Source organism: Streptomyces sp. NPDC055140 (genome assembly GCF_053607285.1).
Genome location: NZ_JBSGTG010000019.1, coordinates 1 through 26376, shown reverse-complemented (window position 1 = coordinate 26376; position 26376 = coordinate 1). Strand labels below are relative to the sequence as shown.

General features: G+C 70.0%; 24 protein-coding genes and 2 pseudogenes. 15 read left to right on the top strand and 11 right to left on the bottom strand.

Translation table 11 applies throughout. From position 1 onward, the window contains the following. Window positions 1-15 precede the first annotated feature (15 nt). Window positions 16-816, top strand: coding sequence for an alpha/beta fold hydrolase (locus ACWFR4_RS30750; RefSeq protein WP_453655472.1), 801 nt, complete (start codon window positions 16-18; stop codon window positions 814-816). 73 nt (window positions 817-889) lie between these two features. Here the strand turns inward: ACWFR4_RS30750 and ACWFR4_RS30745 are convergent, their stop codons facing one another. Then, window positions 890-2452: an AbgT family transporter gene (locus ACWFR4_RS30745; protein ID WP_453655471.1), complete on the bottom strand. Its 1563-nt coding sequence runs from the start codon at window positions 2450-2452 to the stop codon at window positions 890-892. Further along, complete coding sequence (locus ACWFR4_RS30740) at window positions 2452-3741, bottom strand: amidohydrolase family protein (protein ID WP_453655470.1); 1290 nt, start codon at window positions 3739-3741, stop codon at window positions 2452-2454. The genes ACWFR4_RS30745 and ACWFR4_RS30740 overlap by 1 nt, the downstream gene beginning before the upstream one ends. Window positions 3742-3875: 134 nt before the next feature. On the opposite strand from ACWFR4_RS30740, the gene ACWFR4_RS30735 reads away from it, so the two are divergent. Both ACWFR4_RS30735 and ACWFR4_RS30730 read left to right on the top strand, forming a co-directional pair. Beyond that, the gene (locus ACWFR4_RS30735; protein ID WP_453655469.1) at window positions 3876-4934 is read left to right on the top strand and encodes an Lrp/AsnC family transcriptional regulator; all 1059 of its coding nucleotides are present in this window, start codon (window positions 3876-3878) and stop codon (window positions 4932-4934) included. Window positions 4935-5150: 216 nt separating this feature from the next. After that, on the top strand, window positions 5151-5981 hold the full coding sequence (locus ACWFR4_RS30730) for a COG4705 family protein (RefSeq protein ID WP_453655468.1): 831 nt from the start codon (window positions 5151-5153) through the stop codon (window positions 5979-5981). Here ACWFR4_RS30730 and ACWFR4_RS30725 read toward each other — a convergent pair. Continuing rightward, the gene (locus tag ACWFR4_RS30725) at window positions 5962-7320 is read right to left on the bottom strand and encodes a sensor histidine kinase (RefSeq protein WP_453655467.1); all 1359 of its coding nucleotides are present in this window, start codon (window positions 7318-7320) and stop codon (window positions 5962-5964) included. The two genes, ACWFR4_RS30730 and ACWFR4_RS30725, sit on opposite strands and share 20 nt — an antisense overlap. Continuing rightward, window positions 7317-7979 (bottom strand): response regulator transcription factor, encoded by a 663-nt coding sequence (locus tag ACWFR4_RS30720; RefSeq protein WP_453655466.1) that lies wholly within the window; start codon window positions 7977-7979, stop codon window positions 7317-7319. Before ACWFR4_RS30720 ends, ACWFR4_RS30725 begins: the two co-directional genes overlap by 4 nt. A 157-nt stretch (window positions 7980-8136) precedes the next feature. Between ACWFR4_RS30720 and ACWFR4_RS30715 the strand changes: the two genes are divergently transcribed. Beyond that, entirely contained in the window at window positions 8137-8922 is a 786-nt protein-coding gene (locus ACWFR4_RS30715) for an ABC transporter permease (RefSeq protein WP_453655465.1), read from the top strand. Between the two features lie 187 nt (window positions 8923-9109). Here the strand turns inward: ACWFR4_RS30715 and ACWFR4_RS30710 are convergent, their stop codons facing one another. Both ACWFR4_RS30710 and ACWFR4_RS30705 read right to left on the bottom strand, forming a co-directional pair. Beyond that, entirely contained in the window at window positions 9110-10039 is a 930-nt protein-coding gene (locus ACWFR4_RS30710) for a M56 family metallopeptidase (RefSeq protein ID WP_453655464.1), read from the bottom strand. A 15-nt stretch (window positions 10040-10054) separates the two neighbouring features. After that, the gene (locus ACWFR4_RS30705; RefSeq protein ID WP_453655463.1) at window positions 10055-10450 is read right to left on the bottom strand and encodes a BlaI/MecI/CopY family transcriptional regulator; all 396 of its coding nucleotides are present in this window, start codon (window positions 10448-10450) and stop codon (window positions 10055-10057) included. A gap of 182 nt (window positions 10451-10632) precedes the next feature. On the opposite strand from ACWFR4_RS30705, the gene ACWFR4_RS30700 reads away from it, so the two are divergent. The 7 genes from ACWFR4_RS30700 (at window position 10633) to ACWFR4_RS30670 (ending at window position 17452) form a co-directional block, all read left to right on the top strand. Continuing rightward, window positions 10633-11271: a phosphatase PAP2 family protein gene (locus ACWFR4_RS30700; RefSeq protein ID WP_453655462.1), complete on the top strand. Its 639-nt coding sequence runs from the start codon at window positions 10633-10635 to the stop codon at window positions 11269-11271. Beyond that, window positions 11268-12104 carry an undecaprenyl-diphosphate phosphatase gene (locus ACWFR4_RS30695; protein ID WP_453655461.1) on the top strand — a complete coding sequence of 279 codons (837 nt, stop codon included), beginning with the start codon at window positions 11268-11270 and terminating at the stop codon, window positions 12102-12104. Before ACWFR4_RS30700 ends, ACWFR4_RS30695 begins: the two co-directional genes overlap by 4 nt. A 318-nt stretch (window positions 12105-12422) precedes the next feature. Continuing rightward, window positions 12423-13457 carry a sodium-dependent transporter gene (locus tag ACWFR4_RS30690; RefSeq protein WP_453655460.1) on the top strand — a complete coding sequence of 345 codons (1035 nt, stop codon included), beginning with the start codon at window positions 12423-12425 and terminating at the stop codon, window positions 13455-13457. 189 nt (window positions 13458-13646) lie between these two features. Next, window positions 13647-14585 (top strand): ATP-binding cassette domain-containing protein, encoded by a 939-nt coding sequence (locus ACWFR4_RS30685; protein WP_453469720.1) that lies wholly within the window; start codon window positions 13647-13649, stop codon window positions 14583-14585. Next, on the top strand, window positions 14582-15433 hold the full coding sequence (locus ACWFR4_RS30680) for an ABC transporter permease (protein WP_453655459.1): 852 nt from the start codon (window positions 14582-14584) through the stop codon (window positions 15431-15433). The genes ACWFR4_RS30685 and ACWFR4_RS30680 overlap by 4 nt, the downstream gene beginning before the upstream one ends. Window positions 15434-15527: 94 nt before the next feature. Next, on the top strand, window positions 15528-16787 hold the full coding sequence (locus tag ACWFR4_RS30675; protein WP_453655598.1) for a sensor histidine kinase: 1260 nt from the start codon (window positions 15528-15530) through the stop codon (window positions 16785-16787). Further along, window positions 16784-17452: a response regulator gene (locus ACWFR4_RS30670; RefSeq protein ID WP_453655458.1), complete on the top strand. Its 669-nt coding sequence runs from the start codon at window positions 16784-16786 to the stop codon at window positions 17450-17452. The genes ACWFR4_RS30675 and ACWFR4_RS30670 overlap by 4 nt, the downstream gene beginning before the upstream one ends. A 735-nt stretch (window positions 17453-18187) precedes the next feature. On the opposite strand, the pseudogene ACWFR4_RS30665 reads toward ACWFR4_RS30670, so the two are convergent. Beyond that, window positions 18188-18469 (bottom strand): annotated as a pseudogene (locus ACWFR4_RS30665) (dihydrofolate reductase family protein); the annotation flags it as partial. Between the two features lie 586 nt (window positions 18470-19055). On the opposite strand from ACWFR4_RS30665, the gene ACWFR4_RS30660 reads away from it, so the two are divergent. Next, window positions 19056-20027: an SDR family NAD(P)-dependent oxidoreductase gene (locus ACWFR4_RS30660; RefSeq protein WP_453655457.1), complete on the top strand. Its 972-nt coding sequence runs from the start codon at window positions 19056-19058 to the stop codon at window positions 20025-20027. Window positions 20028-20314: 287 nt separating this feature from the next. On the opposite strand, the gene ACWFR4_RS30655 is transcribed toward ACWFR4_RS30660, so the two are convergent. Both ACWFR4_RS30655 and ACWFR4_RS30650 read right to left on the bottom strand, forming a co-directional pair. Beyond that, window positions 20315-20629 (bottom strand): hypothetical protein, encoded by a 315-nt coding sequence (locus ACWFR4_RS30655; protein ID WP_453469952.1) that lies wholly within the window; start codon window positions 20627-20629, stop codon window positions 20315-20317. A 300-nt stretch (window positions 20630-20929) separates the two neighbouring features. Beyond that, complete coding sequence (locus ACWFR4_RS30650; protein ID WP_453655456.1) at window positions 20930-21820, bottom strand: helix-turn-helix transcriptional regulator; 891 nt, start codon at window positions 21818-21820, stop codon at window positions 20930-20932. A gap of 254 nt (window positions 21821-22074) precedes the next feature. Between ACWFR4_RS30650 and ACWFR4_RS30645 the strand changes: the two genes are divergently transcribed. From ACWFR4_RS30645 to ACWFR4_RS30635, 3 genes are all read left to right on the top strand, one after another. Next, entirely contained in the window at window positions 22075-23091 is a 1017-nt protein-coding gene (locus ACWFR4_RS30645) for a zinc-dependent alcohol dehydrogenase family protein (RefSeq protein WP_453655455.1), read from the top strand. 71 nt (window positions 23092-23162) lie between these two features. Further along, entirely contained in the window at window positions 23163-23828 is a 666-nt protein-coding gene (locus ACWFR4_RS30640; RefSeq protein ID WP_453469277.1) for an SDR family NAD(P)-dependent oxidoreductase, read from the top strand. Between the two features lie 370 nt (window positions 23829-24198). After that, complete coding sequence (locus ACWFR4_RS30635; protein ID WP_453655454.1) at window positions 24199-24678, top strand: CoA transferase; 480 nt, start codon at window positions 24199-24201, stop codon at window positions 24676-24678. Here ACWFR4_RS30635 and ACWFR4_RS30630 read toward each other — a convergent pair. Further along, the gene (locus ACWFR4_RS30630; protein WP_453655453.1) at window positions 24607-25728 is read right to left on the bottom strand and encodes a sensor histidine kinase; all 1122 of its coding nucleotides are present in this window, start codon (window positions 25726-25728) and stop codon (window positions 24607-24609) included. The two genes, ACWFR4_RS30635 and ACWFR4_RS30630, sit on opposite strands and share 72 nt — an antisense overlap. Next, window positions 25721-26299 (bottom strand): annotated as a pseudogene (locus ACWFR4_RS30625) (winged helix-turn-helix domain-containing protein); the annotation flags it as partial. The pseudogene ACWFR4_RS30625 and the gene ACWFR4_RS30630, both read right to left, overlap by 8 nt. Window positions 26300-26376: the final 77 nt, after the last annotated feature.

The following is a 26376-nucleotide window of genomic DNA, read 5'->3' as shown; positions in this document are numbered from 1 at the left end:
GAAAGCGACCCACGGATGACGGACACGAACACGCTGCGGAAGGGCTATGTGCCCAGCCGCTTCGGGCAGTTGCACTACGCGGAGTCCGGCTCCGGCGAGCCGGTGCTGCTGCTTCACCAGACACCCCGCTCCTGGACGGAGTACCTCGGCGTCCTTCCCCTGGTCGGCGCCGGTCACCGGGCGATCGCCCCGGACACCCTCGGCTACGGGGCCTCCGCCAAGCCCCAGGGGCCGCACTCCATCGAGCGGTTCGCGGATGCCGCGGGCGAACTCGTCGAGGAGCTGGGGCTCGACCGCTTCCACCTCGTCGGGCACCACACGGGCGGGGTCATCGCCGTCGAGCTGGCGGCGCGGTTCCAGGACCGCGTGGCGAGCCTGCTCCTGTCGGCGACGCCGTTCGTCGACGAGGAGAAGCGGCGCACGGCGGGTGGGCACGGGCGCATCGACCACGTCGACCCCGCACCTGACGGCTCGCACCTTCAAGAGCTGTGGGACAAGCGGCGCGGCTTCTACCGGGCGGGGGAGGAGGCGGCGCTCAACCGGTACGTCGTCGACGCGCTGACCGTCCTCGACCGGGTCGAGGAGGGCCACGTGGCGGTACGCCACTACGAAATGGAGACGCGCCTGCCGCACATCACCGCCCGCACCCTCGCGGTGTGCGCGCCCGACGACCACTACTCCCGTCCCTCGCTGAACAAGTTCGCGGCCTCGCTCGGCTGCGGGACCCGGGTGCTGTCCGACGGGCATGTGGCCGCGCCGGAGCAGGTACCCCAGGAGTTCGCCGAGGTCGTCGTGGAGTGGGTGGCCCGCGGCTGAGCCCGTACCTCACTGCACACGAAGGCGCCCTCACCGGAGATCTCCGGTGAGGGCGCCTCCGTTCGCGCACTGGTCACTTCATGCCGATGTGCGCTCCCGGCCCCAGCGGCAGGTCGAAGCCGTAGAACACGGCCAGGATCCCGAGCCACACCACCAGGAACGGCACCACGAAGATGGCAAGGCGGGACATCAACGTGCCCAGGCGCGCCTCGGGTTCGTACTGGCGCAGCAGTGCGAGGAGGAGGAACAGGTAGGTGTTCATCGGGGTGACGACGGCGGTGGCCGAGTCACCGATGCGGAACGCGGCCTGGCTGACCGCGGGGCTCATGCCGAGGAGCATGAACGCCGGGACGAAGACCGGCCCGACGAGGGACCACAGCGCGGACCCGGAGACCACGAAGAGGTTGAGGAAAGACACCAGCAGGACGAAGCCGAGCAGGGCCCAGAAGCCCGTCAGACCGACGGAGTTGAGGCCGGCCGCGGCCTTGACGGCGAGCAGGACGCCGACGTTGGACCAGTTGAACAGGGCGATGACCTGGGCGGCGACGAACATGAGGACGATATAGCCCGCCATGCTCTTCACGGAGTCGGTCATCGCCGTCACCACGCCGTCCGCGCCCTCGACGGCCTTGGTCGTGATGCCGTAGACGAGCCCGGCTATCAGGAACGCCCCGAACAGGACGGGCACGATGCCGGACAGGAACGGGGACGGGACGAGGGCTCCGCCCTTGCCGCGCAGAGGAGCGCCGGCGGGCAGCCACAGGGACAGCATCACGGCCGCGTACGCGGCTACGGACAGGCCCGTCACGAGCAGGCCGCGCCGCTGCACCGGCGTGAGGGACAGGTCCTCGTCCGGCTTCTCGATCAACTCGTATGCCGGCAGCCGTGGTTCGAGGACGCGGCTGATGAGGAAGCCGCCGAGCAGGCCGAGGAGCAGGCTGCTGGACGCGGTGAAGAAGTAGTTGACGAGCAGGTTGAGGTCGAGGTCGGCGCCGCCCGGCAGGACGGCGGCCGCCTGCTGGGTGATGCCGATGTAGAGGGCGTCGAGGGAGCCGATGGTGAACCCGGCGGCGTAGCCCGCGGTGACGCAGGCGAAGCCGCCGATCAGGCCGGCCACCGGATGCCGGCCCGCGTTCTTGAAGACGACGGCCGCGAGCGGCGGCAGCACGATGGCCGCGACGTCGCTCATCATGTGGGCCTGACACGCGACCAGGGCCACCAGGTAGGGCAGCAGCGCGCGCGGTGCGCGGGACAGTGTTGCCCGCATCACCGTCTCCAGAAGCCCCGCCTTCTCCGCGAGCCCGACCGCCATGATCATCAGGAGCACGGCGGCGACGGGCGGGAACGTCGCGAAGTTGGTGACCAGGTTCTCCACCAGCCAGCGGACCCCCTCACCGGTGAAGAGGCCGGCGATCTGCCGGGTTTCGTCCGTTCCCGGGACGGTGACCGACACATCGGCGAGCGCGAACGCGGTGGAGATGACGGCGAGAAGCACGAAGAGGCCGGTGAACAGGACGATCGGGTTGGGCAGCGCGTTGCCCGCCCGTTCGATGAAGGCGAGCACCCGGTCGATGCCCTGCCGCTTCTCACCGTCGTGGCTCGGCGCGGGGGCGGGCAGTTCCGTGACTGGTGGCATCAGGGCCGCCTTTCGTCGTCGAGGCCGAGCAGATCCTTGCGCACCACGCCGTCCTGGACGACGCAGACGATGTTCGCAGGGTCGCCGAGGATGTCGATGTCGGTCAGCGGGTCGCCTGCGCACAGGACCAGATCGGCGCTGCGTCCGGCGGTCACCGTGCCCAACCGGTCGTCCACACCGAGGAGTTCGGCCGAGGTGCGGGTCCCCGCGACGATCGCGTCCATCGGCGACATGCCCAGGTCGACCAGGTAGGACAGCTCCATGAGGTTCACGCCGTGCGGGCCGACGGCGGCGTCCGTGCCCATCGCGATGCGGGCGCCCTGCTCGATGGCGTGGGCGATGTTCTCCTTGGTGATGCCGGACCAGCGGACCTTCTTCTGATAGTGGTAGTCCGGCATGGTGTCCTTGTTGATCCCGGCGTAGACCGTGGACAGGGTCGGGACGAGGAACGCACCGCGCTCGCCCGCCAGGTCCAGTGCCCGGTCGTCGATCCCGTAGCCGTGCTCGATGCTGGTGACGCCGCCGCGCAGGGCGTTGAGGATGCCCGCGTTGCCCTGTGCGTGCGCGGCCACCGGCTTGCCGCCGTGCCGCCGCGCCTCGTCGACGACCGACCGGATCTCCTCCTCCGTCAGGCCCTCGTCGTCGGGCTGGTCGTACGGGCTGCCCATGCCACCGGTGGCGCAGACCTTCACCAGGTCGGCGCCCTCGCGGATGACCCGGCGCACGGCGAGGCGGGCCTCGTCGGCGGTGTCGGCCAGTTCGGACATGCCGTCGCTGAGGTCCGTGCCGTCGGCCAGCCGGACGTCGCCGTGGCCACCGGTGTGGCTGATGACCCGGACGGCGGTCTGGATGCGGGGCCCGACGATGCGCCCGGTCTCGACGGCGGTGCGGTAGCCGGCGGCGAGACCGGCCAGGTCGCGGACGGTGGTGATGCCCGCGTCGAGGGTCTCCTTCAGGCGGCCGGCGGTGTCGAGGGTGACCAGGACCCGGTCGAGCTCACCGCGGCGGCCCGGGTGCGCGCCGTGGGCGTAGGACATGTGGACGTGGCAGTCGAAGAAGCCGGGCAGCAGGGTGCGGCCGCCGGCGTCGACGGTCCGCACCTGCGGGCCTGTGTTCCGGACAGCGGTCTCGGGAGCTTCCGCGGCGGGGCCCGCGTAGGTGATGATCCCTTCGGCGTCCACGAGCACGACGGCGTCGTCCACCGGGGACGCGCCCGTGCCGTCGACGAGGCGGGCGTTGTGGATCCTCAGCGGGGTCCGGGCGGCCTCATGGGCGATGGGGTACTTCATGGCGTGCTGTCACTCCTGGAAGTGCTTGGCTGGTGGAACCGGTTGGAGGGGAGTGTGGGATGCGGACGTCGACGCGGCGTGACAGCGCAGTTTCCGTACGGGATTCCGGTGCGACACGCAGGGATGTGCCGCCCATGTCGGTGCAGGAATGCGCCGGACCCGAGTCCGGTCGGGGGTTCGGGGATCTCGACGAACTCGACCGCGGCGTCGTGCATGCCCTGCAGATTCATCCGCGAGCCCCGTGGACGTTGATCGGCGAGGTGCTCAGGGTCGATCCGGTGACGGTCGCACGGCGCTGGCACCGCCTCGAGGAGGCGGGCCTTGCGTGGGTGACCGCCTATCCGCGCCTGACCGACGCCAGGATCGTGGTGACGGGCCTCGTCGAGGTGGACACCGAGCCGGGCGTCGCGGAGGACGTGGCACGGGCCCTGGCCGAGGACCCGGCGGTGCCGAACATCAAACTCACGGCAGGCGGCCGGGACATCGTAGCCGCGGTGCAGACGCGAAGCCTGGACGAGCTGTCCCGCCTCACCGGGCACTTGTTCCAGCGGACCCCGGGCGTGCGGGCGACGCGCACGCATGTGTCGACGGGGCTGCCGACCGACGGCAGCCGGTGGCGCCTGCGCAGCCTGGACGCGGTGCAGAGCGCGCGCCTGGCGGAGGCGGCGACCGCGGCCTGCCGTTCCGCGTCCGCGGAGCCGACCCGGTGGGACTCGCTGGACGCGAGACTGCTCGAACTCCTCAGCATGGACGGCCGGATGTCACTGCGCGATCTGTCGGCGGCGAGCGACGCGAGCCTGTCCACGGTGCGCCGCCGGATGCAGTCCCTGCTCGCGTCACGGCTGATGCTCCGCTGCGACCTGGCCCGCCCGCTGTCCGGATGGCCGCTGTCCGCGATGTACTTCGCGTCGGTGCCGGGACAGCACCTGGAAGAGACCAGCCAGGTCCTCGCGGGCCTGCGCGAGGTGCGCTCCTGCGCCATCACGGCGGGCCCGCACAACCTGGTCGTCGACGTCTGGCTGCGCACACTGCACGACGTGCACGCCTTCGAAGCGCACGTGTCACGCAGACTGCCGCGCCTGGCGGTCACCGACCGCTCGGTGGTGCTGCGCACGGTCAAGCACATGGGGCGGCTCCTGGACCGCGACGGACACAGCGTGGGGGTCGTGCCACTGCGGCATCCGGAGGACTGAGCAGACCGCGGGCGGGCAGGGGCGGCGAGCACACGCGCCGATGAGCACCCTCCCGACACTGAGCCGGATCCCGACGGTTTCACCGGATCCGCCGCCCACATGCAGGGCTACGTGCAGGGCTACGCCGCTCCGCGCCACTCCCGGGCAAGGAGATGGCCGAGCTGTAGCCGCAGCGCTCAGGATGTGTTCAGACTCCGGCTGACAAGGTCGGGCCTCATGACCGATACCTCTGAGACTTCTGGGGCGTACGCGCCCTCCGAGGCGGCCCCCGGTCGCCGGTTGCGCTGGAACAAGGTTCCGGAAGTCACCGCGTACTTCTGGATCATCAAGGTCCTGTGCACGACGGTGGGCGAGACCGCTGCCGACCTCCTGAACGAGAAGCTGGGTCTGGGCCTTACCGGCGTGTCGCTGCTGATGAGCGCGTTCCTCGCAGCGGTGCTGGTGGTCCAGTTCCGCACGAAGGCCTACCGACCGGGCGTGTACTGGCTCGCCGTGGCCCTGATCAGCGTGGTCGGCACCCTGATCAGCGACAACCTCACCGACAACCTGGGCGTGCCGTTGGAGGCCAGCACCGCGGCGTTCGCCGTTGCCCTCGCCGTCGTCTTCGTCGTCTGGCATCGGCGCGAGCGGACCCTGTCCATCCACAGCATCGACACGACGCCCCGCGAGGTCTACTACTGGCTGGCAGTGCTGTTCACCTTCGCGCTCGGCACCGCGGCCGGCGACCTCGTCGCCGAAAAGATGGCCCTCGGCTACTGGGTCTCCGCCGTGCTGTTCGGCCTGGCCATCGCCGCTGTCGCCGTCGCGCACTTCGCGCTCGGCCTCAACGCCGTGTTCAGCTTCTGGATCGCCTACATCCTCACCCGCCCGCTCGGCGCCTCGATCGGCGACTATCTGTCGCAGCCGACCGGCGACGGCGGCCTGGGCATGGGCACTGTGATCACCAGCGTCCTGTTCCTCGCGGTCATCCTCGGACTGGTCATCCACCTCTCGGTGACCCGGCGGGACGTCGAACAGTCCGCGCCGCTCACCCAGCGGGAAGGCTGATCACGAAGCTCGCGCCCGGGGTGTGCTTCTCATCGTGGTGCACCTCGCCGCCGACGGAGCGGGCCAGGCGTCGCGACAGCGGCAGCCCCAGGCCCGCTCCGTCGTGTCCGTCCCCGGGCCGGGCGCGGCGCCCCGGCTGGAAGAGCTGCGGCGCGAACGACTCCGGCACGCCGGGGCCGTCGTCCGTGACATCGACGCGGACGCCGCCCGCACGGGTGCCCGCCCGGATCTCCACCCGCGAGCGTGCGTGTCGCAGGGCATTGTCGAGCAGCGGGCTGGCGATGCGCTCCAGGAGTGCGTCCGGGACCCCGGCTGACAGGCTGGGGTCCCGCACCGTGACGACGACCTCCACCTCCGCGGCGGAATCGACGCGATCGGCGAGGCGGCGCAACACCGTGGGCACGTCACTGACACCCCGAGTGGTCGCCGCGCTGTCGCGGGCGTCGTCGAGGAGGGTGTCGCAGATCACGCGCATGGACCGCGCGGCGTCCGCGATGGCGTCGTGCGTGGTCCGGGTGTCGGTGGCGGAGCGGGGACGGGCCTGCCACCAGTCCAGCTCGGCGATGATCCGGGCGAGCGGGTTGCGCAGTTCGTGCGACAGCTCCCGCGTGAGCTGTTGCTCGTGCCGCAGCAGTGCGCGAATACGGTCGAGGAGGGCGTCCAGCGACCCACCCAGCTGCGTCAGTTCGGTGGGGCGCTCCACGCTCGCGAAACGTTCCTCGGAGGCGACCGCGCTCCACTGCGCGGCGTGCTCGGTCATGGCGCGCACCGGCCGCAGCGCACGCCCCACCGCCAACCGGGTCAGCGCGTAGGTGCAGGCCAGCATGACGGCGTCGAGCGCGAGGGAGGCGACGAGCAGGGCGTCGGCAGAACTGCTGTAGGGGGACAGGTCCAGCGCGGTGACCACCGAGGCGTCGCTCCTGCCGTCGGGCACCGGCAGCGAGCACAGGCGGACCGGGCCGTGCGCCTGCACGGTGACGCAGCGCCGGCCGGTGCGCGCGGCCAATTGGTCGGCGGCGTGTGTCAGTTGCCCGGCGGCTGCGGACGGCGGCTTTTCGAGCAGCCGTCCGCGGTCGTAGATCCACACGTTCGTGTCCAGCAGTTCCTCGCCCGGTGTCTCCAGGATGCGCACCCTGGGTCCGCTGGTGTCGATGGTGGCGGCAACGGCGGCGGCCCGGGTGTGAAGCTCGTCGTCGGCCTGGTGCTGCAGGCGGCTGCGGACGACTGTGTTGAACACCGCGGTGAGGATCACCATCAGCAGGGCGGCGGTGGTCAGCGCGACCAGGGCGAGCCGCCCGCGCAGGGTGCGGGGCCAGCACCACGCAACGTACGGCCTCATGACAGGCGGTGCCCGACGCCGCGCGCGGTGGTGACGGTCAGCGCGCTGCCGCCGTCGCGGAGCTTGCGCCGTAGCCGGGTCAGATACTGGTCGAGCGTGTTGTCACTGACGTGGGCCCCCTCGGGCCAGCCGGCCCTGGCGAGCTCCCGCCTGCGGACGATGTCGCCGGACGCGGCCATGAGCGCCGCCAGCAGCCGGAACTCGGTGGGAGTCAGGCCGATGCGTTTCCCGCGCACCGTCAGGCTGTGCCCGACCGGGTCAAGGAGCACATCGCCGCAGGTCGCGGACGGTGCTGATCCGCTGCGCTTGAGGGCCGCCCGCAGCCGTGCGGCCAGCTCCATCGTGTGGAACGGCTTGGGCAGGTAGTCGTCGCCACCTGCCGAGAAGCCTGCAAGCCGGTCGGTGAGCCGATGGTGGGCGGTCAGGAAGATGACGGGATAGACGAAGCCGTTCGCTCTGATCGCCTGGCAGACGTCCCGGCCGTCCGCGTCGGGCAGCCCGACGTCGAGCACGGCAGCGTCGACGGCGTCCCCCGCCAGCCGCAGGGCGGTCGCGCCGTCCTGCGCGGGCACGGCGTCGAAATCCTCGTCCCGCAGACTCCGTAGCAGCACATCACGCAGCGCGTGATCGTCCTCGACGACCAGGATTCGATGCCTCATGCCTCTCCCTCGCCTGTCCTCACGCGACGCCTCTCATACGGACGCGACCAGTATCGTCTACAGTTGTGTAGACGATACTGGAGTGGGAATCGTTCTCATAACCAGCGCGAAGGGCTGACAGCCGTACCTGCAGCGCGCGGCATCTACGGTGTGGCATGTGACGCTGAGCGCAAGATCTCTTCTCCCGGTCAACATCACGCTTGGCGTGTTGCTGGTCGTGCTTCTCGCGGTGGCGGCGGGGGTTGCCTACTGGTTTCGTCTGTCTCCTGACTCATCGGCCGGCAGGCCGAAGGAAATCTTGGTCGCGGGTGTGCGTGCGGCGGCTCAGCTCGCCGCGGTGTCCGTGGTCATCACCTGGGCAGTCACCACGGTGGCGGGCCTGGTCGCGTTCCTGGTCGTGATGTTCAGCGTCGCGGTACGTACGGCAGGCCGACGGCTGACCAGTAACCGCACCTGGTGGCTGACCGCCGCACCCATTGCCGCCGGCGTCGTCCCCACGGTGGCCGCGTTGCTGCTCACGGGGCTGGTCCCCCTCAAGGGTCTCGCGCTCGTTCCGATCGCCGGCATCCTCATCGGCGGCGCCCTGACGGTGACGGTCCTTGCCGGGCGCCGCGCCCTGGACGAGTTGGAACAGCGCCGCGGGGAGGTCGAGGCCGCGATGGCACTGGGCTTCCTCGACCGCGACGCGCGCATGGAGGTCGCCCGGCCCGCGGCATCGGACGCCCTGCTCCCGGGCTTGGATCAGACGCGTACGGTCGGCCTGGTCACGCTTCCCGGAGCGTTCGTGGGCATGCTGTTGGGCGGTGCGAGTCCGGTGATGGCCGGGGCTGTGCAGCTCTTTGTGCTGATCGCCCTCATGGCCGTGCAGGCCATCGCTGTCGCCGTAACCGTCGAACTCATCGCTCGACGGCACCTGTTCCGCCCTGACGCGCACAGGCACTGACGCGCACAGGCACAGACGCCCAGAGCTCTTGGTCGTCAACGCCGCGACGGCTCAGCGCCGACGGCGGGACGAAGGCGCGAAGCCCGGCGCATCGGGAGCGGGACACTGCCTTCTTTGTCCGGCGAGAGGAACGTTCAACCGCGGCACACCCCGGCATGGTGAGCTCGCCTACGCCGGAGCGCACTCATCAACGTAGGTGGGCGAGTTCCAGAAACTCGTGCAAGTCATCAGCGGCTTCCAGCACGCAGACGCTGCTCACTCCCACCAGCGCTCCGGCCGCGGCGAGGAGGTGGGCCGGTCTGCGTGGGGGAGGTTCGAGCAGGGCTGCGACCCGGCGGGGGATGACGCCCGGGGCCGGGCTGCGTCCGAGGACCCCCAAGGCCGCTGAGGGGAGGCGCAGCGCGCGGGTTCGTTTGGTGGCAACGGCGGCTCTGGCCACGGTTTCAGCGACGGCGCGCCGGTCGCCGGTGTGGAGTGCGGCGTACTCATCGGCCCATCGCTCGACGGTGTAGGCGACTGCCGTGGCCAACGGGCGAAGCAGCGGGTTGGCGGCGGCTGAGATCTGGGCGAGCGTGACGAACGCGTAGTGATGGTGGTTCAGGTGTGCCCGCTCATGGGCCAGGATGATGTCGTGGCCTGTGGGGTCAAGAGCGTCGAGCATGCCGTGGGAGATGACGATCCGGCCGGGCAGTCCGGGCATGGTGTACGCGTCGGCGTGCCGGTCGTCGGTGACGACGACCGATTCCCTCCCGGGCAGGCAGGCCGCTTCGAGAGCGGCTGACCACAGTGCCCCGGCGCGGCGCACGGTGAGACGGACGGTGGCCGCCACTGCGAGGGTGAGCAGAACGGCTCCTGCCAGGGCGGCGGGCCAGGCCGCCGGATCCTCGCGGGCGATCACGGTGGGCGAGTAGCCCTCAAGCGCGTCGATCAGCGGGAGACGCACCAATCCGGCCACGGCCAGCAGGCCGAGGACCACGGTGCTGGACACGGCCAGGATCAGTCCGGCGGCGGTCAACAGCCACGTCGCCAGCCGCGGTTCGAGGCGGCGGGCCAGCGGGCTCGCGCTCAGGCCGGCCAGCGCGGGCAGCAGCAGCGGCAGGTAGACGGCCAGGTGCATCGGTACGTTTCTCCGCTACCCGTTGCTGCCGTCGCTGCCCAACAGGCGGCGCAGCAGGTCTTCGTCGTCGTCGGACAGCTCATCCACGAAATGGGTCAGTACAGAGGCGCGGTCGGTGCCTGCCGCCATCACCTGGTGCATGTGCCTGGCCGTCAGTCCCGACTCGTCGGAGACGGGTTCGTACGCGTAACTGCGGCCGACTGGAGTGCGATCGAGTACGCCGCGGCTGTGCAGACGGGCGAGTGTGGTGGCCACAGTGGTGTGCGCGGGGGGCGCCGTCAGGAGTTCGGCCACGTCCCCGGGCGTCAGGGCGCGTCCGGCCGAGTGCAGCAAGGTGAGGATCTCGGCCTCCAGCGCGCCGTTGGCCCGGCGCCTGCCACCTGCCTCAGAAGCATGTCCCTGAGCACCCAACGCCGTCCTCCTGCCTTCCTGGTCTACAGTCACCCGTATCTTCTATTCGCGAATAGAAGATAATGTGTCCCCCAGCCCCGCTGCCACGTCCCTGCGTGCGGTGGACCCTGCCCACAGGATGCCTGATGCCTCCTTCGTCTGCCCACAGCCCTCGGCGCGAGAGCATGCCGTGGTGGCCTGCAGTGACCGTCCTGGCGGTCTGCGGTGTCCTGCTCGGGACCCTGGCCGCCGCGGTCGCGACACGGGCGTCGCCCTTTGTCCTGGATACGGCCGTGCATGGGTGGGTGCTGGACCACCGTCCGCCCTGGGCACGGCAGTTGGCCACCATCGTGACCGACACCGGCAGCGGAGCGCCGGCCTACGCGCTGGCGGCACTGGCCGGGGCACTCGCGCAACGCACCGCGTACTGGCGAGGCGCACTCACGGGGGTACTCGCTCTGGCCTCGGCACAACTACCACGTATGGCATTGGCCTCGGCACTGGCCAGACCCAGACCGCCGTCCGCGGACTGGGCGGCGAAAGCCGGCGGATGGTCCATGCCTTCCGGCCACACCACGACGTCCATGGTGGTCGCCCTCCTGCTCACCCTCGCCATGCACCGTAGGGTGCATGGCCGAGGGCGGCCGATCCTGCTCGCCGTCCCCACGATCTGGGCCACCACCGTGGGCCTCACTCGAATCTACCTGGGCGTGCACTGGCCGACCGATGTCGCGGCCGGATGGCTACTGGCCGCCTGCTGGGCGGCGTCGGCCACACTCCTTGTTCTTCTGTGGCGGCGCCGGGCCGACCACGCACTCTCGATGGAAAGGCAGTACACGTGAGCGCCATCAGCATCGGACAGGCCGTGATCCTCGGCGTGGTGGAGGGAGTGACGGAGTTCCTGCCCGTCTCCTCCACCGGCCACCTGAAGATCACGGAAGGGCTGATGAACATTCCGGTGGACGACAAGTCCGTCGTCGCGTTCACCGCGGTGATCCAGGTCGGCGCCATCGCCGCGGTACTGCTCTACTTCTTCAAGGACATCGTCCGGATCCTGGGTGCATGGGGACGAGGCCTGCGCCACCGGGACCAGCGCCACCACCACGACTACAAATTCGCCTGGTGGGTCATCTACGCCACCATTCCCGTCGTCATCGTCGGACTGGCCGCCAAACCGCTGATCGAGGGCCCGCTCGCCTCGCTCTGGGTCGTGGCCGCATCGTTGATCGTGGGCAGTGGACTGATGTGGGTCGCCGACCAGATGGGCCGGCACAAGCGTGGCGAGGACGACACCACCCTGAAGGATGCGATGCTCGTCGGCTCCTCCCAGATCCTGGCTCTCCTCTTCCCCGGCTTCTCGCGGTCCGGCGCCACCATGTCCACCGGGCTCATCCTCGACCTGGACCGCGTCGCCGCCACACGCCTCTCCTTCTTCCTCGGCATCCCCGCACTCACCGGCGCCGGCCTGTACGAACTCAAGGACGCTGTCGGGGCCGGCGCGGACACCGCACCCCTCATCGTGGGGACCGTGGTGTCCTTCATCGTCGCGTACGCATCCATCGCCTGGCTGCTCAAGTACGTCGCCCGGCACAGCTTCAACGCCTTCGTCATCTACCGGCTCATCGTCGGCGCACTCCTGTTCGCTCTCCTGGGCGCCGGAGTCCTCAACGCCTGAGCAGGCCACCGGGGCGGCGGCGCCGCCATCGCTGTGTCGGGCAGTCGGCGCAGGATGGCGCCGCCGTGGTAGCCGTCGGGGAGGAACGTGTGAGCCGCATGGCGGCATGGCACCGTCCGTGCCGACGGATTCCTGAACGCATCCTGACTGCCGTGCGGCACAGCACCCACCACTCCCTCCGGGGGAGCACCATGGGCGGCATGAACAACTGCGTGGCCCGACGCATACCGGCCTTCCTTCCCGCCCCTGCTCCTGCGACGGAAGAAGGCTGCCCTGAACGCCCGAAGCGCTGCCCGGACTGACAAGGCGACCGACTGGTTGCGAGGCCGGCTCGGCCGCGGAGTCGTCCTGTCCTACGCGGCCGCCCTGCTCCTGCCGGGCCCCGGACTGTGGCTGCGCCGAGCCCACCCGCTGTCCCTCGGCGCGAGCGGCCACCTGTCCCTGGCCACCGCACCGCTCCTGCTCTCCCTGGTGCTCTTCTCGGCCGGGCTCCAGGTGCCGGTACGCGCGCTGGGGACCCTGCTGCGCTGTCCGATCCCCCTGCTGGCCGGGCTCGTTCTGCACCTCGTGATTCCGCTCCTTGCCATCCCCATCGTCGCGTTCCTGCTGCGCCGGACGCCCGACACCGACGGCGGCAGCGGCCTGGTCACCGCGATGATCCTGATCGTGGCCATGCCCGTCGCCGCCGGAGCCACGGTGTGGACCGGTAAGGGAGTCGGTGACCAGCCGACCATGGTCGGGCTCGTCCTCGCGTCCACCCTTCTCAGCCCGCTCACCATTCCCCTGGTCACCAGTGCCTTGGTGCCGCTGCTCGGAGGCGGCTACGCCGACACACTCACCCGGGCCCTGAACGCCGGCGACGGCGGATTCGCCCTGGTCGGCGTGGTCCTGCCGTGCGCAGTCGGCATTGTGTGCCGTCTGGCACTGTCGGCGCCGTGGCTGCGCCGGGTGCTCGGCGTCGGCGTACCCGTTGCCCTGGTCGGCTCATTCCTCCTCACCTACGTCAATGCCTGCGGTGCCCTCGGCTCGTTCCTGGCCCACCCGCGGCCGCTGCTGCTGGCCGCCGCGCTGGCCGTGGCGGCGAGCGTCTGCCTGCTGTCGTTCACGGTCGGCCGCGGAGCCGCGCGCCTGCTGGGACTGGACGCTCCCGCGGCCTCGTCCCTCACACTCGCCTGCGGCATGAACAACAGCAGCGCGAGCGCCGTCCTGATCACCACCACGCTTCCCGACAAACCACACCTGCTCCTGCCGGTCCTGGCCTACGGGCTGCTGCAGAAGACGGCCGCCGGCCGGGTGGTACGCGGAGCTCGGTTACGTGCCCCCGGCTCACACCCGACGGCTCACGCCTCCTGACCAGGGGGCGGCCGGGATGGCAACCGCAGAGTCGCTCGGTGCGCACATCGCCGGGGCGTAGTACCCCGGTACCACCCGACCGGCTCCCTTCAGCCCCCGGTACCACCGGATCGGGGCCATCGCGGTCTTAGCGTTGCGGAGGAGGCGTCAGGCGTGTCGAACAGCGCAGTCCGAAGGAGAGAGAAGCCAATGATCGACGCACAGCAGCTCACCAAGAGGTACGGGGAGAAGACAGCCGTCGATGATCTGGACTTCACAGTGAAGCCGGGCACGGTCACCGGTTTCCTAGGACCCAACGGGGCGGGCAAGTCCACGACCATGCGAATGATCGTCGGGCTCGACGCGCCGACTAGCGGCTCCGTGACGGTGAACGGCCACCGCTACGCCCGCCACCAGGCACCCCTGCAGGAGGTCGGAGCGCTCCTGGAGGCCAAGTCGATCCACCCGGGCCGCTCGGCCGGCAACCACCTCCGGGCGCTCGCGCTCACCCACGGCATTCCGCGCCGCCGCGTCGACGAGGTCATCGAACTCGCCGGTCTCGGCAGCGTCGCCAAGAAGCGGGCCGGTGCCTTCTCCCTCGGCATGGGGCAGCGGCTCGGCATCGCCGCCGCGCTGCTGGGCGATCCCCAGACGGTGATGCTGGACGAGCCCGTCAACGGCCTGGACCCCGAGGGAGTGCTCTGGATCCGCAATCTGCTGACATCGCTCGCGGCCGAGGGGCGGACGGTGTTCGTCTCCTCGCACCTGATGAGCGAGGTCGCACTGGTGGCGGACCACCTGATCATCGTCGGCAGGGGACGGCTGCTGGCCGACACGACCGTACGGGACCTTGTCCGCGAGGCGGGCGGTGACACCGTGAACGTCGCGACGCAGCACCCGACCCGGCTGCGGGACGTGCTGTCCGGGCCCGGCGTGGAAGTCATCGGCCGCGTCGGCTCCGAGGAACTGCAGGTGACCGGGATGACCGCCCGCGAGATCGGGCTGAAGGCGGCCGAGCACGGAATCCCCCTGTTCGAACTGACCGCGAAGGCGGTGTCGCTGGAGGAAGCCTTCATGGATCTGACCAGGGACGCCGTGGAGTACCACGGCTCCACGACTCGCGCCGACACCTCCGGGAGCGCATCATGAGCACCCTCACGGCAACCCCTGATACCCCCGAGTCCGCGCAGGCCATTCAGGCCCGGCCCGTCTACCGGGTGACCGGACGGCGTGTGCTGTTCTCGGAGTGGGCCAAACTCTGGTCCGTGCGCTCGACCTGGATCACCCTCGGCCTGGGCCTGCTGTTCCTCGTCGCCTTCGGCGTCATCGCCGCCAGCCACTACAAGTCCGGGCTCGGCTCCGGCCGTCCCATGGAGCGCGACTTCGTCTCCGCGACGGCCGTGAGCCTGTCCCTCTTCGGCACGAACTTCGCCCAGCTGGCCCTCGGCGTACTCGGTGTGCTGATCACGGCGGGCGAGTACTCCACCGGCATGATCCGCTCGACCCTCGTCGCAGTGCCGCGACGGCTCCCCGTGCTGTGGTCCAAGGCGGCGGTGTACGGGCTGGTCGCGCTGGTGATCGCCACCCTCGGCGCGTTCGTCGCCTTCCTCGCCGGAAGCCGGATCGTCTCAGGCACGCCCGTTGCCATGGGCCTCGGCCACGCCGGCGTCGTACGCAGCCTGCTGGGCGCCGGGCTCTACCTCGGTCTGGTCGGTGTGATCGGCACGGCCCTGGGCGCGCTGCTGCGGTCCGTGGCCGGCGGCATCTCGGTCCTGGTCGCCGCCCTCATGCTCGTCCCCGGACTGATTTCCTTGTTGCCCAGCTCGTGGCAGGGCGACATCGACCCCTACCTCCCGAGCCACGCCGGCGCGTCGATGTTCGCCGTGACCCACGACTCCACCACCCTGTCGCCGGCCGCCGGGCTCCTCGTCCTCCTCGGCTGGACAGCACTGGCGCTGGCCGGAGCGGCGTACCGGCTGCTGCGCAGCGACGCCTGAGACATTGCCTCCGCACCATGGGACGGACCCGCATCATGGACCGGACCTCCATCATGGGCTGGTGAACTCCGTGACCACCGAAGACCTCTGCGGGATGGGGCCGTTGGTCGCTCGCCTCGGCCGGGCCGGCGAGCGGCTCCGGCGCGCCGACCGGGCCCGTCCGTGGGTGCTGGACACCGCGGTGGTGGCGCTGGTCTTCCTGGTGTTCTGCCTGCCGGACCTGCTGCAGGGGGGCGCCGGAGGCGGCGACGGTCCGCGCCGTTTCCGTCTGGCGTTCATCCAGCTCCCCACTGTCGGCATGCTGGCCCTGCAGGCCGGGCTGGTGCTGCCGCTGCTGTGGCGGCGGCGATCGCCCGCGGTGGCCTTCGGCGCGGTCGCGGCCGTGTTCGTCCTGCAGTGGTCTCTCGGTGCCGCACTCCGTGCGGATGTCGCCCTCTTCGTCGCCCTGTACAGCCTGGCCCTGCACGGGCGGCTGCGGCAGCTGCCGTGGTCGTGCGCGGTCATGGCGGGTGCGGTGGGTTTGGTCGCGGTGCGGGTCTCGCCCGTGGTGTCGGTCTGGGACGCGCTCTTCTTTCTCCTCAGCACGGCGACCGCGGCCCTCGCGCTCGGTCTGATGATCCGGATCCGGCGGGCTCAGCTGGCCGGTCTGCGGGACCGTGCGGCCAGGCTGGAGATAGAACGCGACCAGCGCGGCAGGCTGGCTGTCGCGGCCGAACGGACGCGGGTGGCCCGTGAGATGCACGACATCGTCGGCCACAACCTGTCCGTGATCGTCACACTCGCGGACGCGGGTGCCTATGCCACGGCCGTGGCTCCGGAACGGGGCAGGGAAGCCCTGCACCTCATCGGCGACACCGGGCGCCAGGCCCTGGGGGAACTGCGGCGCCTACTCGGCGTGCTGCGCGAGGCGGACGGCCCGCGCACCGAGCCCGAGCTGAGCCCGCAGCCCGGGCTCGCAGACATCGACGCGCTGTGCGAGGGGGTCCGCGCCGCCGGCCTGGACGTGATCTACCGTACCGGCGGTGACGTCGACGCCCTCGACAGCGGCGTGCAGCTGACCGTCTACCGCATCGTGCAGGAGGCCCTGACGAACACTCTGAAGCACGCAGGCGCCGACGCCCGTGCGAACCTGGCGATCGTCGTCGAGGACACGCGGCTGACCGTCACCGTCGAGGACTCCGGCCCACCCGCTCCGGCCGGCCGGCGGGGGCCGGCGAACGAGGAAGGACACGGACTGGTGGGCATACGAGAACGAGCGGCTCTCTACAGCGGACACGTCAGCGCCGGTCCCGCCGGCGCGGGATGGACCGTGCGGGCCGCACTCGACCTCGCTCCCGAGGGCGGTGTCCGATGACCACCGTGCTCGTCGTGGACGACCAGCCGCTCCAGAGGTACGGGCTCCGCATGCTCCTCGACTCCGTGCCCGAGACAGAGGTGGTCGGCGAGGCCGCGCACGGAACCGACGCCGTGCGCAAGGCCGCCGAACTCCGCCCCGACGTGGTCCTCATGGACGTACGCATGCCGGGCATGGACGGCATCGAGGCCACACGCCGCATCGTCGCCACGGGCGACCGTTCCCGTGTCCTCGTCATGACCACCTTCGACCTCGACGAGTACGTCTACGCGGCTCTGCGCGCCGGAGCCAGCGGCTTCCTCCTCAAGGACGCCCGTCCCGAGGAACTCCTGGCCGGCATCCGTGCCGTGGCCGTCGGGGACGCGGTGATCGCTCCGGCACTCACCCGCCGCCTGCTGTACGAGTTCGCCCGACTCGTGCCACCCCCCGCGAACGGGTCTGACGAGGAGCCGAAGCTGAGCTCCCTCACCGACCGCGAACGCGAGATCCTCGTCGCCATCGGCAAGGGCTGGACCAACGGCGAGATCGCCACCCGCTTCGTCCTGTCGGAGTCCACGGTCAAGACCCATGTCGGCCGCGTCCTGTCCAAGATCGGCGCCCGCGACCGCATCCAGGCGGTGATCTTCGCCTACGACCACGGCCTGGCCCGGCCCCACGGGGGCTGAGCCGATGGGCCGGCGGTGCCGATCGCATCGATCACCTCACGATGATCGCGACACCGGCCACCACGCTTCGGCGTCCGCTCCGGGAGCAACGGCTCGTTCCGCGCCCGCTGCGCACAGTGCCCACTGCGCATCAGTCAACGGCACATCTGGACCAACGACCAGATGATCCGAACGAAGCCGCCTACGTGGTGGGCCCCGATCGTGACCGGGCCCCCTCGTGGAACCACGCACCCGCTCCCACCAGCACCGCCACCCCCACTCCGTACAGGGGCAGCCATAGGGTCGTCACCGCCAGACATTCGGCAACGGCCCTACGGGCCTGGTCCTGCTGTGCGAATGCCACGGCCGCGCTGTCACTCTGGGCCAGGTTCCCCAGCGCGGCTTTCACCTGTAGGGCCTCGTACCTGCCCTGCAGCACGTACTTGCTGCGCGTGCCCCTGCGGCGATGCCGATGCCGATGACTCCGGGAGCGGGAATGCCATCGTCTGCCCCGGCGGACACCGGCCTCGGGGTCACTCGGGGATCGGGATTACTCACAGGCATCTACGGCAGGGGGAGGCCTCAGCATGCGGCGCGGTGCACCACGGCCCTGCGCACCATGCCGTACAGGCCCGTAGCCCCGCCCGGATGGCCCGCGCCTGGCAGGCTGCGCGCCTTGTCGGTGAGCGGGAACTTCCGGTCAGGTGCAGCGGCTTGACGGGTGGCGTGCAGGGATGGACTCAGGCGTGCAGGGTGGGGCCCTTTCAGCGTGGTCGACACGACCGTTGCCGGCAGACTCCTCATCCGTGTGACCCATGGGTCACGCACGTCGGACTCCTCGGTGCTCGTGGCCAGCATCTGCGCGAACGCCCGATAGGTGTTGGCCCCGAAGACCATCCGCTGCTCCTCGTCGTACAGGCCGAGGCGGTGGTCGAGGAGCTCGGGGCCTTGCTTGCCCCAGTAGCCGGTCCAGTTGCCACCGGCGGCGCCGAAGCCGTCCAGGCTGGAGAAGACGTCGAAGGTGTAGGTAGCGGTCATGATGCTCTCCTCGAGTGCGGTTGATCGCGTGTTGCTTATGCAGACCGGCAACCACGGCGAGACTCATCGCCCTTGGACTCGCGGGGCCGGCCGCCCCGATGCGGCCCCACAGGCTTGACCACGGCCACGAAGGTGGAAGGTCAGCGGGACCGGCGCCACGGCGGGCGAGGAGAAGAGCAGGGCACGCCGATCCACAGCTCTTGGCCGTTCCTCGCCCGCCCCCGGTGCCGTGTCACAGTGGCCAACCACCGCTGCGACCGGCCACCTGTCGCTGCGAGTCACCGTCGCATCGTCCGTGAGTGTGGCTGAGTACTCCAGTTGCTACCTGAGTACCTGACTTGGCCTCTTGAGAACCGGAGTTGGCGTGTAGACACCGCTTCCGCGCCGCCGATCTCCACTGCTGTCCTTGGTGACGTATGGGGTGATCAGCGGAGGCGAGGAGTCGGGCAGCTCGGTGCAGGGGGATCTCGGGTGGAGACACGAATCGGCCGTCCGGTCGGGGCTGGTTCCTCGATCGGGGCCTGTCCGGACCGCGGCCGCGGGGCGAGCTTGACTTCGAGTGCACTTGAATTCGTAGCGTGCAGTCATGAGCGACAACAGCACACCGCAGCACAAGATCGGTTCGGGTTTCGGTGCCCGGAGCACCGCCGATGATGTCCTCGAGGGCATCGACCTCACCGGTCGGCTCGCCCTGGTGACGGGCGGCTATTCGGGCATCGGCGTCGAGACCACACGCGCACTGACGAAGGCCGGCGCCCGCGTCGTGGTCCCGGCCCGCCGGGTCGGCGCGGCACAGGAGAACCTGGCCGGAATCGACGGTGTCGAGGTGGCCGAACTGGACCTCGGCGACCTGGACAGTGTGCGGGCCTTCGCCGAGCGGTTCCTCGCCACGGGCCGGCCCCTGGACATCGTCATCGACAGCGCGGGGATCATGGCCTGCCCCGAGACCCGGGTCGGGCCGGGCTGGGAGGCCCAGTTCGCGACCAACCACCTCGGTCACTTCGCCCTCGTCAACCGCCTGTGGCCGGCGATCGAGCCGGGTGGCGCCCGCGTCGTCTCGGTCTCCTCCACCGGCCACCATGCCTCGCCCATCCGTTGGGACGACGTCCACTGGCGCAACGGCTACGACAAGTGGGAGGCGTACGGCCAGGCCAAGACGGCGAACGCGCTGTTCGCCCTGCAACTCGACCGCCTCGGCCAGGAGCGGGGCGTGCGGGCGTTCTCGCTGCACCCTGGTGGCATCCTCACCCCCCTTCAGCGGCATCTGCCGAAGCAGGAGATGGTCGAGCGGGGCTGGATCGACGAGGGCGGCAACCTGCTCCACCCCGACGCCTTCAAGACACCGCAGCAGGGTGCGGCCACGCAGGTGTGGGCGGCGACCTCCCCCCAACTGAACGGAATGGGCGGCGTCTACCTGGAGGACTGCGACATCGCCGAGCCCGCCCCGGCGGACGGCACCCGGGTCGGCGTCAAGGAGTGGGCCACGGACCCGGAACAGGCCGCCCGCCTGTGGGCGCTGTCCGCCGAACTGACCGGCGTGGACGCGTTCGCCGCCTGAGGCCGGTGGGATTCGTGTGGCGGCGGCGCTCAGATTCCTTGTTACCAAGTGCGGACAGAACCCGATGAACAACTCCCGCCCGGGTGCCATCTCACGGGGGCTACACCATTGATGGCTTCGACGACCTGCCCAACTGGAAGCAAGCGCACATTACGTCCCGCCATCAGGTCCGCACCCGTGTCGAGTACGTCGTCTCCCGCATGAAGGCGCCCATTGCCCGAGCGGGACCACCTCTGCCACTCGGCACGGCTCCGTCACGATGCGGGCCGACACTGTTCGGCCGGTCATCAGTCGGAGTTGCGTGCGATCTCCAGCGCGAGCGCCTGCAGGATGGCCTCCGTGGACGTCTCGGGGTCTGTCTGGTCGTACGCGTCTGCGACCGTTTCGAAGGCCAGCACGAAGCCCTTGATCAGGGCGCTCAGCGGTTCGGAGAGCTGGTTCAGCACGGCAAGACCCACCTCTGCCGCGTCTTCGGTGTCGGGGACGAGATACTGCGTCGGGATGACCTCGCCCAGCAGGTCGGAGACGTAGTCTGCGCTGACACCACCGCGCAGGGCCGTGAGTGCTGCGATGGCCTTGAGCTCGATCTCGTTCTCGGTCATGTGCCGAGCGTAGGAGGTAGCGGCGTCGGGCACGCGGGGGAGCGTTGCGTGCGGGCGTGTGGGGACGTGAGCGACCGGCGGGTCGGTCGGGTCATGGGATCGAAGGATGCCGCGTTGCGCATGGGTGCGGTGCTGTCGAATCTCGTGAACGGTGCGATACGCCGCCACAACCGCGCAGGTGCCGGCCACATCTGCGTACAAATTCGGTCACAGCTCATGAGTGGAGCCGCAGGAGGGCCCCGCGCGAGTTCGTAGGCGCCGGTGTTCGTGCGGAACCGTCGGAATGAAGGTGGTGGGCGGTCAGCCGGCTGCCTGGTTCGTGGGGGAGTCGGCTTCCTGCGTGGCGGCCCAGGTGGCGAGAAGTCGCAGACCTTCTTCGGAAGCGGACCCTGGTTCGGCCGTGTAGATGGTGAGAGTGAGGCCGGGTTCCGCGGCCATCTCCAGCCCTTCGAAGGAGAGGGTGAGCTCTCCTACGGCCGAGTGGTGGAAGCGCTTGGTTCCGGTGCCGTGGTGGCGCACGTTGTGGGCGCCCCAGCGCGTGCGGAATTCCTCGCTGAGCGTGGAGAGTTCACCGACGAGGTCGTGAAGGTCCTTGTCGTGGGGGTTGCGGCCGGCTTCGGTGCGGAGGATGGCGACGGAGGTGTCGGCGACGGTGTCCCAGTCGGGGTAGAAGCGCCGGGCGGCAGGGTCGAGGAAGTTGAAGCGGGCCAGGTTTCTCTGGCCGGGGACGCTGTCGTAGACGTCGCTGTAGAAGGCGCGGGCGAGTTGGTTGGCGGCGAGGAGGTCCATGCGGCCGTTGCGGACGAAGGCGGGCCCGGCGGTGATCGCGTCCAGGGTCCATTGCAGGCTGCGGTGCGGCCTCCACTGGTCCTTGGTGCGTCGGCGTCGCGGGCGGGTCAGGGCGTCGCTGCCGTCGGCTGTCTGAGCCAGTTGGAGGAGGTGGGCGCGTTCTGCGTCGTCGAGCTGCAGGGCGCGGGCGACGGCTTCGAGGACGGCCGGTGAGACGCCGGCGAGGTTGCCGCGCTCGAGTTTGGCGTAGTACTCGACGCTGACGTCGGCCAGGGCCGCGACCTCGCTGCGTCGCAGACCGGGGACGCGGCGCCGGGACCCGGAGGGCATCCCCGCCTGTTCGGGGGTGATCTTTGCTCGCCGCGAGGTCAGAAACTCGCGGACCTCTTGACGGTTGTCCACACCTCGACGGTACGTCCCGCACGCCGCCGTAGAGGTGTACCAGCGGTACACCCTTCGATGGTGCCTCGCTGCGCGCGTGGAATGGCGGTTACCTGGATGACGTGGCGCTTCCTTGCACTGCCGTCACAGCGGCGGCGGGGAGGTGCCCGGCCCCGGGCTTGTGGACCGCAGCAGGTCCTGTCCGGGCAGACACCTGCACTCGGCGTCCGTCGGTACCGCACCGCACCGGATGCCCAGCACGTTAGGAACCCCTCATGCGCGGAGCAGTGATCTACGCCCCCGGCGATGTGCGTTTCGAGACGCTCGACGACCCGAAGATTCTCTATCCGACCGACGCGATCATCCGCACGGCCGTCACCTGTGTATGCGGTTCGGACCTGTGGCCGTATCGAGGCGTGGAGACGATCGGTGACCCGCACCCGATGGGGCACGAGTACGTCGGCTTCGTCGAGGAGGTCGGCAGCGAGGTCACTTCGGTCAAGCCCGGCCAGTTCGTCGTCGGCTCGTTCGCCACCTCGGACAACACCTGCGCGAACTGCCGGAACGGCTGGCAGTCCAACTGCCTGCACCGCGAGTTCATGAGCACCTGCCAAGCCGACTATGTCCGCATCCCCAACGCCCAGGGCACCCTGGTCGCCACCGATGAGCACCCGGCCGATGAGGTCCTGCCCGGCCTGCTGGCGGTCTCCGACGTCATGGGAACCGGCTGGTATGCCGCGCTGGCCGCCGAGGTCAAGCCCGGCTCCACCGCCGTGGTCGTCGGCGACGGCGCGGTCGGCCTGTGCGGCGTGATCGCCGCCAGGGAACTGGGCGCTGAGCGGATCATCGCCATGAGCCGCCACGAGCCCCGCCAGAACCTGGCGCGCGAGTTCGGCGCCACCGACATCGTCGCCGAGCGCGGCGAGGAAGGCATCGCCCGCGTCAAGGACCTCACCGGCGGGATCGGCGCCGACTCGGTCCTGGAGTGCGTCGGCACCGCCGAAGCGATGCAGCAGGCCCTGCACTCGGCGCGGCCCGGTGGCAACGTCGGCTTCGTCGGCGTCCCCCACGAGGTGCCCATCGACGGGCAGGAGCTGTTCTTCTCCCACGTCGGCCTGCGCGGCGGCCCCGCCCCCGTGCGCCGCTACCTGCCCGACCTCATCGACCGCGTCCTGACCGGCCGGATCAACCCAGGCAAGGTCTTCGACCTCGCGCTGCCCCTGGACCAGGTCGCCGAGGGCTACCAGGCGATGGACGAGCGCCGCGCCATCAAGGCCCTCCTCACGCCCTGACCCGCGCACCCCGACGGAGCCGAGCCCATACGGCCCGGCCCCGGGACCTCCCTCGCGAAGGACTACTCACCATGACCACGTTCGCTCTTGTCGGCGCAGGCCCCGGCCTGGGGCTGGCCACCGCCCGCCGTTTCGGAACCGCAAGTCACAGCGTCGCGCTCATCTCCCGCAACGTCGAGCACCTGGACGCTCTGACGGCCGAACTGAGCCGTGACGGCGTTCCCGCCCGCGGTTTCGCCGCAGACGTCCTCGACCCCGGCTCCCTCACCACGGCCCTTGAGGCCGCCTCCGAGACCCTCGGACCGATCGAGATCTTGCAGTACAGCCCGGTGCCCCGCGCCGACTTCATGAAGCCGGTCCTCGACACCCGCGCCGACGACCTCGACGCCCCACTGGGCTTCTCCGTCAAGGGCCCGGTCACCTGCGTCAACGCGGTCCTGCCCGGCATGCGGGCGCTCGGCCGCGGCACCCTGCTCTTCGTCAACGGCGGCAGCGCGGTGCGCCCGCACCCAGAGCGGGCCGGCACCTCGATCGCGTTCGCGGCCGAGAGCGCCTACGCCCGCATGCTCCATGACGCGCTCGCCGAAGAGAACATCCACGCTGCCCAGCTGATCGTCCCAGGTGCGATCCGTCCCGACGCCGAGCACTCCAGCCCCGAGGTCCTGGCCGAGCGCCTGTACGCCATGCACGCCGACCGCAGTGGTTTCCGGCACTTCGCCGAGCCGCTGCCCGACTGACTGCCTGGACGCCGCCCATGAACTCGGCCCTTCGTGCCCCGGTCCGCGCCGCCCCCGCTTTGCTGCTGACTGTGACCGCCTGCTCCAACGACGCACCAGAAGCCCGTTCTTCGTCCGCCGCCTCCTCGGCGCCCTCGGGGCGGCAGGAGACACAGGCATCACGACGCCGTCCTGCCGGGCGGCTATCATGATGCGGGTCACGCTGCCCGTAGGAGCGCGCCTGCTCGCGCCATCGGCGGCGGCGAGCACGCAGGCTGCCGGACGGGTGGCGTCACGAGGGACAGCCTTCAGCGTTCCGTTGCCCACCCCGTGCGTGCCGCTGCCGATCTTCGTGCCAACAGGCAGGACTGCGCCCTCCAACTCCTGCTGAATGAGCAGGCGTTCAGCCGCTCGAGGCTGCGCTGTCGCATGCCCGTACGGCTCCGCGTCGCGCCCGCAAGCGGCCGTCCCCAGCGCAAGCTGCCCCACCCTTGCCGGCAGCAGCGCGATCGCCGCCGATCTGATCGCCTCGGCAGACGTGGTCCTGCACAACTTCCGCCCGGGCGTGGTGGAGCGCCTGGGACTCGACCCCGCAACTCCGACGTCCCGTCACCCCCGCCTGGTCTACGGGTTCGTGAGCGGATTCGGCACCCGGGGTCCTTCGGCGCGGCCGGCCGGCCGCGACATCGCGGCACAGGCCGAGTTCGCCGTCATGGACCTCACCGGCGAGGCCGACGACGCCCCGAGCGGGTCGGGTTCGCCGTCGCCGATGCCGCCTGGCTCAGTCGCCGCCGCCTCGTCAGTGCCAAACCGTGCCAGAAGCGCGGCCGGTGCCCCGGAGGTCAGGGCCTGGGCGGCCAGGACGTGGTAGTTCCACAGTGATGCGCATCCCGCCGGCAGAGCGCGGGGTGAGGGTGAGTGTTCCGTCGTGTGCCTGGGCGATGGTTTTGACGATTGCCAGGCCGAGGCCGACGCCTGCGTGGTCGGTGCGCATGCGCTCGGTGCCGCGCTGGAATGGTTCGGTGAGCGTCGAGGCCAGTTGTGGGGTGAGCGTCGCGCCGGTGTTTTCGACGGTGAGCACCACAGTGCTGGGACGGACGCTGGTGTTGACCCACACGGTGCCCTGTTCAGGCAGGTTGTGGACGATCGCGTTGTGCACGAGGTTGGTCGTCAGCTGCAGCAGGAGTGCCGGCGAGCCGATCGTGGGGGTGATGTCGCCGCGGGTCTCGATGGTGACGCCGTGCTTTTCCGCGAGGGGGAGAAGGGTTTCGGTGGCTTCTTCCGCCATGAGGGACAGGTCGACCGGTTCTCGGGTGAAGGACCGCTGGTCGGCGCGGCTGAGCAGGAGCAATGCTTCAGTGAGATCGATGGCTCGGGTGTTGACGACGTGGAGGCGGTCGATGAGTTCGGCGGTGTCGTGGTTCGGATCGGTGCGGGCCACGTCGAGAAGTGCCTTCGAGATCGCCAGCGGGGTACGCAGCTCGTGAGAGGCGTTGGCGGCGAATCTCTGCTGTTCGGCGACGTGTGCTTCGAGCCGGGAGAGCATGGTGTCGAAGGCGTCGGCGAGTTCGCGGAACTCGTCGTTGCGGCCCGGTAGCCGGATCCGGTGGGAGAGTGATCCGTTCGTGGCCAGGCGGGTGGCGTCGGTGATCCGGGTCAGAGGGGCGAGCATTCGGCCGGCGAGGATCCACCCTCCCAGGAGACCGAAAACCAGCAGGAACGCAAGTACTGCGGCTGCCGTTGGGGCGAAGGTGCGCAGGACGGCGTAGCGGTAGTCGGGCACGATGATGAGGCCGGGGTGGACCACACGATTCAGGAACACCCACACCGCCAGGAGCAGCAGGGCGCCGGCAACCATGAGGAATCCGGCGTAGCTCAGGGTGAGTTTGAGGCGGACGCTCGGCCCAGGGACTCTATCCACGGTCTCCTCCCTCGTGTCCGGCCTCTGGTCGTGTGTCGATGCGGTAGCCGACGCCTGGCACGGTGGCGATGATCCAGGGTTCGCCGAGACGCTTGCGCAGTGCCGAGACGGTGATGCGCACGGCGTTGGTGAACGGGTCGGCGTTCTCGTCCCATGCCCGTTCCAGGAGTTCTTCGGCGCTGACGACACCGCCTTCGGCAGCGACGAGGACTTCGAGCACTGCGAACTGCTTCCTGGTCAGCGCGACGTAGCGGCCGTCCCGGTAGACCTCTCTGCGGAACGGGTCCAGTCGCAGACCTGCGATCTCTCGTACGGGAGGTCTGTTGTGGGCACGTCTGCGGTTGAGCGCTCTGAGCCGGAGCGCGAGTTCTCGGAGTTCGAAAGGCTTCGTGAGGTAGTCGTCGGCTCCGAGTTCGAACCCGGATGCCTTGTCGTCGAGACGGTCGGCTGCGGTGAGCATGAGGATCGGCATGCCGCTGCCGGCTTCGACGATGCTTTGGGCGATCTCGTCACCGGAAGGTCCGGGGATGTCGCGGTCGAGGACGGCGATGTCGTAGTCGTTGATGTTCAGCGTGCTCTTGCGAGGAACCCCGGGGGTTCACCCCCGGGAGGAATCGCATCCTGTGGTGGCGATGCGCAGCATCGCCG